General features: G+C 67.0%; 11 protein-coding genes and 1 pseudogene. 11 read left to right on the top strand and 1 reads right to left on the bottom strand.

The annotated features are described in order from the left end of the window. From infB to rbfA, 4 genes are all read left to right on the top strand, one after another. Positions 1-1,961 (top strand): translation initiation factor IF-2 (gene infB / locus J7495_RS20060; protein ID WP_294058753.1); only part of this gene is annotated, 1,961 nt, incomplete at its 5' end. Between the two features lie 22 nt (positions 1,962-1,983). After that, the gene (locus J7495_RS20055) at positions 1,984-2,403 is read left to right on the top strand and encodes a PaaI family thioesterase (RefSeq protein ID WP_294058752.1); all 420 of its coding nucleotides are present in this window, start codon (positions 1,984-1,986) and stop codon (positions 2,401-2,403) included. A 102-nt stretch (positions 2,404-2,505) separates the two neighbouring features. Continuing rightward, positions 2,506-3,369 (top strand): PEPxxWA-CTERM sorting domain-containing protein, encoded by an 864-nt coding sequence (locus tag J7495_RS20050; protein ID WP_294058751.1) that lies wholly within the window; start codon positions 2,506-2,508, stop codon positions 3,367-3,369. 36 nt (positions 3,370-3,405) lie between these two features. After that, positions 3,406-3,807 (top strand): 30S ribosome-binding factor RbfA, encoded by a 402-nt coding sequence (gene rbfA, locus J7495_RS20045; RefSeq protein WP_294058750.1) that lies wholly within the window; start codon positions 3,406-3,408, stop codon positions 3,805-3,807. Between the two features lie 28 nt (positions 3,808-3,835). Here rbfA and J7495_RS20040 read toward each other — a convergent pair whose 3' ends face one another. Further along, positions 3,836-4,135 carry a hypothetical protein gene (locus J7495_RS20040; RefSeq protein ID WP_294058749.1) on the bottom strand — a complete coding sequence of 100 codons (300 nt, stop codon included), beginning with the start codon at positions 4,133-4,135 and terminating at the stop codon, positions 3,836-3,838. 115 nt (positions 4,136-4,250) lie between these two features. Here J7495_RS20040 and J7495_RS20035 point away from each other — a divergent pair, with 115 nt between their 5' ends. The 7 genes and pseudogenes from J7495_RS20035 to J7495_RS20005 form a co-directional block, all read left to right on the top strand. Next, a complete protein-coding gene (locus J7495_RS20035) occupies positions 4,251-4,841 on the top strand; it encodes a thymidine kinase (protein WP_294058748.1) in 591 nt (196 codons plus the stop codon). Positions 4,842-4,871: 30 nt separating this feature from the next. Then, positions 4,872-5,345 carry a hypothetical protein gene (locus J7495_RS20030; RefSeq protein WP_294058747.1) on the top strand — a complete coding sequence of 158 codons (474 nt, stop codon included), beginning with the start codon at positions 4,872-4,874 and terminating at the stop codon, positions 5,343-5,345. An 87-nt stretch (positions 5,346-5,432) separates the two neighbouring features. After that, entirely contained in the window at positions 5,433-5,831 is a 399-nt protein-coding gene (locus J7495_RS20025) for a DUF6491 family protein (RefSeq protein WP_294058746.1), read from the top strand. Between the two features lie 115 nt (positions 5,832-5,946). Then, the gene (locus tag J7495_RS20020; protein ID WP_294058745.1) at positions 5,947-6,585 is read left to right on the top strand and encodes a site-2 protease family protein; all 639 of its coding nucleotides are present in this window, start codon (positions 5,947-5,949) and stop codon (positions 6,583-6,585) included. Positions 6,586-6,604: 19 nt separating this feature from the next. Continuing rightward, positions 6,605-7,486 carry a tRNA pseudouridine(55) synthase TruB gene (gene truB / locus J7495_RS20015; protein WP_294058744.1) on the top strand — a complete coding sequence of 294 codons (882 nt, stop codon included), beginning with the start codon at positions 6,605-6,607 and terminating at the stop codon, positions 7,484-7,486. 21 nt (positions 7,487-7,507) lie between these two features. After that, complete coding sequence (gene rpsO / locus J7495_RS20010; protein WP_294058743.1) at positions 7,508-7,777, top strand: 30S ribosomal protein S15; 270 nt, start codon at positions 7,508-7,510, stop codon at positions 7,775-7,777. A 206-nt stretch (positions 7,778-7,983) separates the two neighbouring features. Then, positions 7,984-9,020: pseudogene (locus tag J7495_RS20005) on the top strand (polyribonucleotide nucleotidyltransferase); the annotation flags it as partial.

Below are 9,020 nucleotides of genomic sequence, written 5' to 3'. Positions count from 1 at the left end.
GGCTCGCGCCCAAGCGCCCCGAGCCGGCGCGTCCGCAGCAGCGCGACCGCAAGACCGACGACCGGCGCCAGTCGGGCAAGCTCACCGTCAATCGCGCGCTCGGCGGCGACGACGGCGCGCGCGCCCGCAGCCTCGCTGCGCTCAAGCGCGCGCGCGAGAAGGAACATCGCCGCCACATGGGCGGCCCGCGCGAGGCGCAGGCCAAGCAGGTCCGCGACGTGGTGGTGCCCGAGGCGATCACCGTGCAGGAGCTCGCCAACCGCATGGCCGAGAAGGGCGCCGACCTGGTGAAGGCGCTGTTCAAGATGGGCATGCCCGTCACGATCAACGCGACGATCGACCAGGACACCGCCGAGCTGCTGGTGACCGAGTTCGGCCACAACATCCAGCGCGTGAGCGAGAGCGACGTCGACCTGGTCGAGGCCGAGGCCGATGCGGCGGAGACGCTGCAGCCGCGCCCGCCGGTCGTCACCATCATGGGCCATGTCGACCATGGCAAGACCTCGCTGCTCGACGCGCTGCGCGGCACCGACGTGGTGAAGGGCGAGGCCGGCGGCATCACCCAGCACATCGGCGCCTATCAGGTGACGCTGAAGGACAAGTCGAAGATCACCTTCCTCGACACGCCGGGCCATGAGGCGTTCACGGAAATGCGCGCGCGCGGCGCCGACGTCACCGACATCGTGGTGCTGGTGGTGGCGGCGAACGACGGGCTGATGCCGCAGACGATCGAGGCGATCAACCACACCAAGGCGGCCGGCGTGCCGATGATCGTGGCGATCAACAAGATCGATCTCGACAGCGCCAATCCGCAACGCGTGCGCGAGCGCCTGCTCGAGCATGACGTGCAGGTCGAGGAGATGGGCGGCGAGACGCAGGACGTCGAAGTCTCCGCGCTCAAGAAGATCGGCCTCGACGACCTGGTCGAGAAGATCCAGATCCAGGCCGAGCTGATGGAGCTTCGCGCCAACCCCGATCGCCCCGCCGAGGGCACGGTGGTCGAGGCCAAGCTCGACAAGGGCCGCGGCCCGGTGGCGACGATCCTGGTCAACCGCGGCACGCTCAAGGTCGGCGACGTGTTCGTCGTCGGCGCCGAAAGCGGCAAGGTGCGTGCGCTGGTCAACGACAAGGGCCAGCAAGTGAAGGAGGCGGGGCCCGCGACTCCGGTCGAAGTGCTCGGCCTCTCGGGCGTGCCGATGGCGGGCGATCCGCTGCAGGTGGTCGAGAACGAGGCGCGCGCGCGCGAAGTCGCCGAATATCGTGCGGGCGTGATCCAGCAGAAGCGCACCACCAATGCCCCCGCGAGCCTCGAGAGCATGTTCTCGGCGCTCAAGGAAAAGCAGGCGATGGAATATCCGCTGGTGGTCAAGGCCGATACCCAGGGGACGATCGAAGCCATCGTCGCCGCGATCAACAAGATCTCGACCGACGACATCAAGGCGCGCGTGCTCCATTCGGGCGTCGGCGGCATTACCGAGAGCGACGTGTCGCTCGCGGGCGCCAGCGGCGCGCCGATCATCGGATTCAACGTCCGCCCCAATGCCAAGGCGCGCGAGATCGCCGAGCGCAACAAGGTCGCGCTCAAATATTATGACGTGATCTACGAGCTCACCGACGAGATTCGCGCCGGCATGGCGGGGCAGCTCGGGCCGGAAGCGTTCGAGACCGTGGTCGGCCGCGCCGAGATCAAGGAAGTCTTCTCGGCGGGCAAGCACGGCAAGGCGGCGGGCCTGCTCGTCACCGACGGCGTCATCCGCAAGGCGCTCAAGGCGCGCATCACGCGCGAGGACGTCATCATCTACCAGGGCGAGATCGCGTCGCTGCGCCGCTTCAAGGACGACGTCCCCGAAGTGCGCGCGGGCCTCGAATGCGGCGTGACGTTCAGCCAGAACTTCACCGACATCAAGGCGGGCGACTATCTGGAGACGTTCGAGGTCGAGATGCGCGAGCGCACGCTCTAGCCGGGGTTGAGCGGGGGCGGGAATGGAATCGATCTTCGATGATTTTCCCACCCCCTCCTCCGCCCGGCTGCTCGGCTGGCACGTCCGCGCGGTCGACGTCGCGGCGCAGACGATCGAGATCGGCTTCGTCGCCGACGAGCGCTTCCTCAATCCCGGCGGCACCGTGCAGGGCGGCTTCCTCGCCGCGATGCTTGACGACACCCAGGGCCCGGCGCTCTTCTCGGCCACCCAGGGCGCGGTCTATGCGCCGACGATCGACTTCCACGTGGTCTGCCTCAAGCCCGCGCGACCCGGCCGCTTCGTCGGCAAGGCGCGCGTGGTGAGCCTGGGCAAGACGATCGCCGTCACCGAAGCGGAATTGTTCGACGAGCGCGGCGCGCTGGTCGCGCGCGGCACCTTCACCGGCCGCGTGATGGAAGGCGCGATGGCGCGACGGGGGTAGCCTGTCCCCCAGCGGGACAGATCGCATCCCTTGATCGAAGTTACTTAACAGACCGATCAGTCATGTTAAGAACCTCCCCGTCTGATTCGAAGAGGGGGCTTCATGAATCGCCTGATTGCCGGCGCGCTCAGCTGCGCGCTCCTGTTCGCCGTCGCCACGCCGGCCTGCGCCGATCCGACGCCGCCCGATCCGCAATATTCGAGCCGCGTCGTCTGGGACCACAATGTCGGCGGCACGCCGACCGAGGACCTCCACTACAGCACTACCGCGGGCACGATCAGCGCGGGCAACACCACTGCGACGATGAGCCCGGGCACACCCACCGAGACGCCCTATGCCAAGTCGATCGCCTATTCGGCGCCGGGCGAGAATGCCGGCGCGTTCAGTACGATGTGGTATTGGGTGCAGGTGAGCGGCGCCTACGACGCGAACGTCGACCTGATCCTGCTCGCCGATCTCTACGCCACGATCTCGGGCAACGCCGGCGCGCCTCCGGGCGAACCCGATTCGGGTGTCAGCGCCTCGGCGAGGGTCTCGCTGAATTTCTTCCAGGACCAGGGCATGACGGTCAACGACTATGCCCGCAACTTCTCGGACGGCGTCTATTACAGCGATATCACCGGCTTCGGGCAGACGCTGAACTACACCCAGGATTTCCTGGTGCACCCCGGCGAGATCTTCCAGGTCCGGCTCGACGCGAACATCAGCAGCTACGTCCTGACCGGTGCCGCCGGCGGCTATGCCTATGGCATGGCGACCGCCGACCCCTATTTCCACTTCAGCGGCTCCTCGCCGGGGTACACGCTGACCTTCAGCCCCGGCGTGTCCAACGTGCCCTCGGGCTTCGCGCTCCCGGGCGCGGTGCCCGAGCCGGCGACCTGGGCGATGATGCTCGGCGGCTTTGCGCTGGCCGGCGGCATGCTCCGCCGCCGGCGCACCGCTACTCCGGTGCCCGCGCTGGCCTGATTCGCCAATCCGCATCGGCCTCTCTACAGGGGGCCGATGCGACACAATGAGACACCCGAGACCCGTTCGGTCCGCCTGCTCCGCGTTGGCGAGCAGGTGCGCCACATCCTCTCCGACATCCTGGCGCGCGGCGAAGTCCATGACGAGACGCTCGCCAGCCACATGGTGTCGGTCACCGAGGTGCGGATGTCGCCGGACCTGCGGCATGCGACGGTGTTCGTGAAGCCGCTGCTTGGCAAGGATGAGGAAGCCGTGCTCAAGGCGCTGCGCACCAACACCGCCTTCCTCCAGCGCGAAGTCGCGCACCGCGTGAAGATGAAATACGCCGCCAAGCTCAAGTTCCTGGCGGACGAGAGCTTCGACGAAGGGACCCATATCGACCGGCTGCTCCGCGACCCCAGCGTCGCGCGGGACCTGGGCGAGGGGGAAGAGAACTGAACCGATGCCGGGCCATCCTCAGGGTGCCCTAGTCTCGGACGTTCATGCGCTGAGCCAACGCTTCGAGAGCGCCGTCGGGTGTCGACCCCACCGCGACCCAAGTAGGCGGATTACTCCAGAACCCGGCGGCGTCGAGATCATTCCCGTGCGGCCCGTTCTGAAGCATCCAGTCGACACGCGACAGGGGTTCCAGGCCAAATCCTTCGTCGGCGCACGCAACCGCGATCCACTTGCCGCCGCTATAGCCGCCGCCATAGCGATCCTCGAGGATAGCCACCGGGTAGAGGTCGCGAGTCGACCTGGGCGTTTCCGATTGAGCCGTGGCCAAGGGCTGTCTCCTTGATTGAGTCTCGAAAGCCTGCGCGTTTATCTCACGCCGGAAACACGGGTTCAACGGTAGCGCACCGGCTCGCCACGACCGCGCCGGGACGGTAAGCGACGCCATGGCCAAGCTCTATTTCTACTACGCCTCGATGAACGCGGGGAAATCGACCACGCTGCTCCAGGCGGACTTCAACTATCGCGAGCGGGGCATGCGCACGCTGCTGTTCACCGCGGCGATCCACAACCGCAGCGGGCATGGCGTGATCGACTCGCGGCTCGGCATCGAGGCGGAGGCGACGCCGTTCGACGAAGCGACCGACCTGTTCGCGATCGCCGCCGCCCAGCACGCGCCCGTCCCGCTCGCCTGCGTGCTCGTCGACGAAGCGCAGTTCCTCTCGCCTGGCCAGGTCCGCCAGCTCGCGCGGCTCGCCGACGAACTGGGCATCCCGGTGCTCGCCTATGGTCTCAGGACCGATTTCCAGGGCCGGCTCTTCCCAGGCTCGGCCGAGCTGCTCGCGCTCGCCGACTCGCTCGTCGAGATCAAGTCGGTGTGCGAATGCGGGCGCAAGGCGACGATGAACCTGCGCGTCGACGCGGAAGGCAGGGCGGTGCGCGAAGGCGCGCAGCGCGAAGTCGGCGGCAACGAACGCTATGTCGCGCTCTGTCGCAAACATTTCATGCTGCGTTCATCAACGGCGGAGGACTGTTGAGCCGTCGATGAAACGAAAAGGGGTGATCTCATGGCCATGATGCTCGCGATCGCGCTTCCCGCGCTCTTCCTCTCCGCTCCGGTCCCCCGCCAGATCGAGGTTCCGCGGATCGGGGCGCCCGCGACGATCCCCTACACCTCGCTCGGCGGCCTCTTCCGCGAATTCGTCGCGCTGCCCGATGGATCTGCCGTCTATCTGCGCGATCGCCGGAACCATTGGTATCTCGCACGCTTCGAGGCGCGGTGCGAAGCGTTGTCGCGCGCGCCGATCATGGGCTTCGAACGCTCGCGCGAGATGCGGATCGCGGCGGGCACCACGATTTCCTTCCCGCGCGAGGCGGGCCCCAACAAGTGCCGGATCGCCCAGCTGACCTACAGCGACTCGCCGCCCGCAGGCCTGCGCCGCGACCGGTGGTCGTCCGGCGGCAGCGCCTCGCAATCCGTTTCCTTCCCGGTCGGCGACCGGGGCGACAGGCCGAGCCCGCGCGGCGTCACGCTTCGCTGAGCGGCGGCGCTTCAGCTTCGGTACAGCCAAGGTATGATAGCGGCGCGCGACATCGAAACCAAAATAGGCCCCGAAAGGAGAAGGCCAATGTTGCGCAAGACCCTGACCGCCCTGATTCCCGCCCTCATCATCGCGAGCCCCGCCCTGGCGCAAGGCTCCGGCCACAAGCCCGCGCCGCGGCCGCCCGGCACCGAGACGTCGATCCCCTTCGCCACCCATGGCGGCATCCGCACCTTCACGCCCGACCGCAACGGCGAAGGCGTCTACCTCGAGGACAATCGCCGCAACTGGTATTATGCCAAGTTCGTACCGCGCTGCGAGAACCTCGACTTCGCCTTCCAGGTCGGCTTCAAGACCTTCGGCGGCGGTCCCTCGCTGTCGCGCGGCGACACGATCTTCGCCGGCGGCGAGCGCTGCTTCATCACCAGCCTGGTGACGAGCGCACCGCCGCCCGAAAAGCCCAAGAAGGCCAAGAAGGCGGCCTAAAAGACCGAGACTGGCGCCGCCGCGGGCCCGGGCCTATAGCGTCGGCGGACCAGTCCCGGGGGGAAAGTCACTGACCGATTTCGTCTATTCGCTTGCCACCTGGCTCGTGCCGCTGGTGGTCGCGATCGTTCTCCATGAAGTCGGGCACGACACTGCGGCCCGGATGCTCGGCGACAACAGCCTCGCCGAAGCCGGCCTCGCGCGCTTCGACCCGCGCCGCTACGTCGACCCGATCGGCACGCTCGCGCTGCCGCTGGTGCTGGTGCTGATCCACGCGCCGGTGTTCGGCTGGGCGCGCTCCTCGCCGACGGACACGAGCCGCTTCCGCAATCCCAGGCTCGACAAGGCGCTGTGGTCGCTCGCCGGGCCGATGACCAATTTCTTCCTCGGCACCGTCTCGGTCGGCCTGCTCGCGCTGCTGCTCGGCGTGATGAAGGGCGGCGCGATCAACCCGGCGACGAATTTCCTTGCCGACAATCTCTTCAACTTCGTCCAGATCAACATCTTCCTCGCCGTGTTCAACATGCTGCCGATCTATCCCTTCGACGGCGCGCATGTACTCGAGGGACTGCTGCCGCCAAAGGCGTCGCGCGAGTTCAGCCAGCTCGCGCCCTATGGCTTCCCGCTGCTGATGCTGATGCTGGTGGTGTTGCCCAGCCTCTCGCCCGACTTCGACGTCATCGGCCGCTTCGTGCGCGCGCTTGCGACGGCGATCACCACGTCGCTGCTCGGATCGTTGAACATCCTGGGCTGATTGCGCCAAAGGCAAAGGCATGCATGGCTGGATCATCCTCGACAAGCCGGTGGGGCTCGGCTCGACGCAGGCGGTGAGCGCGGTCAAGCGGGCGCTGCGCGAGGGCAGCTACGGCAAGTTCAAGGTCGGCCACGGCGGCACGCTCGATCCGCTGGCGACGGGCGTGCTGCCGGTGGCGATCGGCGAAGCGACCAAGCTCGCCGGGCGGATGCTCGATAGCGACAAGGTCTATGCCTTCACCATCGGCTTCGGCGAGGAGACCGACACGCTCGACGCCGAGGGCAAGGTGGTCGAGACCTCGCCGGTGCGGCCGTCGCGGGCCGAAGTCGAGGCGGTGCTGCCCTGCTTCACCGGGCCGATCGACCAGATGCCGCCCGCCTATTCGGCGCTCAAGGTCGACGGCGAGCGCGCCTATGACCTCGCCCGCGCCGGCGAGACGGTCGAGTTGGCGACACGGGCAGTGACGATCCACGCCCTGTCGCTTGAGGATGCGGGCGACGACGAGGCCACCCTCCTGGCGCATGTCTCCAAGGGCACCTATATCCGCAGCCTCGCGCGCGATATCGCGCGGGCGCTGGGGACGGTGGGGCATGTCACCATGCTCCGCCGCGTCAAGGCCGGCCCCTTCACCCTGGATCACGCGATTTCGCTGGACAAACTGGCGGATGCCGCTAAGGGCCGGCGGCTTGAAACATTGCTCCTGCCGTTGAGGGCGGGGCTGGACGACATCCCGGCTCTATCCCTCACGCCCGGTCAGGCAGGGCTGCTCCGCCAGGGGCAGGTTCTGGCCGGGATTGCCGCCGAAGATGGCCAATATTTCGCGCTGCTGGAGGACACTCCCGTCGCGCTGGTGGAGGCTCTGGCCGGATCGATCCGGGTGGTGCGCGGCTTCAACCTGTAAGACGATGTCGAAGGAACACACATGTCGATCACGCAGGAGCGCAAGGAAGCGCTCATCCAGGAACACGCCCGCGTCAGCGGCGACACCGGCAGCCCCGAAGTCCAGGTCGCGATCCTCACCGAGCGGATCCAGAACCTGACGCAGCACTTCAAGAGCCACGCCAAGGACAACCATTCGCGCCGCGGCCTGCTGATGCTGGTCAACAAGCGCCGCTCGCTCCTCGACTATCTGAAGAAGAAGGACGCCGAGCGCTACAATGCACTGATCGCGAAGCTCGGGCTTCGCAAGTGACAAACGGGGGCGGTCCACCGGGCCGCCCCTTTTGTCATCCCGGACTTGTTCCGGGATCCACCGCCCGCTGGGCACTGGTGGAGAGGTGGGCCCCGGAACGAGTCCGGGGTGACGAGGCGGCTGGCAATCCGGTCAGCCCCTGCGAGCCAAGAACGGCTCACTCATAGGCCCCTCGCGCATAGGGCGCGGGGAGTGAAGGAACCAAAATGTTCGACAAGAAAACTGTATCGATCGAGTGGGGCGGCAAGACGCTGACTCTCGAAACGGGCAAGGTTGCCCGCCAGGCCGACGGCGCGGTGATCGCGACGCTCGGCGAAACCGTGGTTCTCTGCGCGGTCACCGCCGCCAAGAGCGTGAAGGAAGGCCAGGACTTCTTCCCGCTGACCGTCCACTACCAGGAAAAGTTCTCGGCCGCCGGCCGCATCCCGGGTGGTTTCTTCAAGCGTGAGCGTGGCGCCACCGAGAAGGAGACTTTGGTCTCGCGTCTCATCGACCGCCCGATCCGCCCGCTCTTCCCGGAGGGCTTCTACAACGAGATCAACGCCATCGCGCAGGTGCTCTCGTATGACGGCGAGAATGAGCCGGACATCCTGTCGATGGTCGCCGCTTCGGCAGCGCTCACCATCTCGGGCGTGCCGTTCATGGGCCCGATCGGCGCGGCCCGCGTCGGCTACGTGGGTGGCGAGTACATCCTGAACCCGACCGACGCGCAGGTTGCCGAGGGCGAGCTCGATCTCGTCGTCGCCGCTACCTATGACGCGGTGATGATGGTCGAATCGGAAGCCAAGGAGCTTTCGGAAGAGATCATGCTCGGCGCCGTGCTGTTCGCGCACGACGCGTGCCGCGAAGTGATCAAGGCGATCGTCAAGCTCGCCGAGCAGTCGGCCAAGGAGCCCTGGGTCATCGCCTCGGGCGACGACAACGCCAAGCTCAAGGACAAGATCAAGAAGCTGATCGGCAAGGACATCACTGCCGCCTACAAGCTGACCGACAAGTCGGCCCGCTCGAACGCGCTCAACGAAGCGCGCGCGAAGGCGAAGGCGCAGTTCGCCGAGGACGGCCTGTCGCCGCAGGAAGTCATGGCCGGCATCAAGCTGACCAAGAAGCTCGAAGCCGAGATCGTCCGCACCGCCATCCTCAAGGACGGCAAGCGCATCGACGGCCGCACCACCACGCAGATCCGCCCGATCGAGGCGGAGACGCACTTCCTGCCGCGTGCGCATGGCTCGGCCCTGTTCACCCG

This window comes from Sphingomonas sp. (assembly GCF_017745215.1).
Taxonomy (GTDB): domain Bacteria; phylum Pseudomonadota; class Alphaproteobacteria; order Sphingomonadales; family Sphingomonadaceae; genus Sphingomonas.
The sequence above is the reverse complement of the archived record's forward strand: the minus strand, read 5'-3'. Positions and strand labels throughout refer to the sequence as shown.